Here is a 534-nt window from a genome sequence, read left to right on the forward strand (position 1 = left end):
CGCGGCTCAGGCTGTGAGCGCGGTGCAGAACGGCATCGACACGATCCACGCGCTGGCCTCGCTCGAACGCGGCACGTGCACCTTCGGCGTCCTGCGCAACGCGGCCTATTATGCGCTTGCCGATCTGGCCGAGACCTTCCACCACCGGCATCCGAATGTGCGACTGCGGCTGGTGGGCATCAATTCAGCACATGTAGCGCGTTCGATCGCCGCAGGAGAACTCGACGCAGGCCTGCTCGTGCTGCCGGTCGACGAAGACGGCCTCGAGGTGCGTCCGCTCTTCCGCGACGAGGTGCTCTACGCCTCGGCCACGCGGCCACCGCACGCGGGCGCCATCATGATCGACGAGGTCGCCGAGGCCAAGCTGGTGCTCTACGACGCCTTCGCCGGATGGGATGACCCCACAAGGCGCCAGCTGCTCGAACGCGCACGGCTGCGCGGGCTCACCATCGACCCGGCGGTCGAGGTCGAGCACGTCGAGACCGCCCTCAGTCTGGTCGCCGCGGGCACGGCCGACACGATCGTCTCGCGCTC

1 protein-coding gene is annotated in these 534 nt (G+C 68.7%); it reads left to right on the forward strand.

What is annotated here, in order from left to right; genetic code table 11:
• Positions 1 to 13: 13 nt before the first annotated feature.
• The coding region (locus tag J7E68_RS04745; RefSeq protein ID WP_215170322.1) for a LysR family transcriptional regulator substrate-binding protein at positions 14 to 534 on the forward strand (521 nt) is incomplete at its 3' end.

This window comes from Microbacterium sp. ISL-103 (assembly GCF_018613995.1).
Lineage (GTDB): Bacteria > Actinomycetota > Actinomycetes > Actinomycetales > Microbacteriaceae > Microbacterium.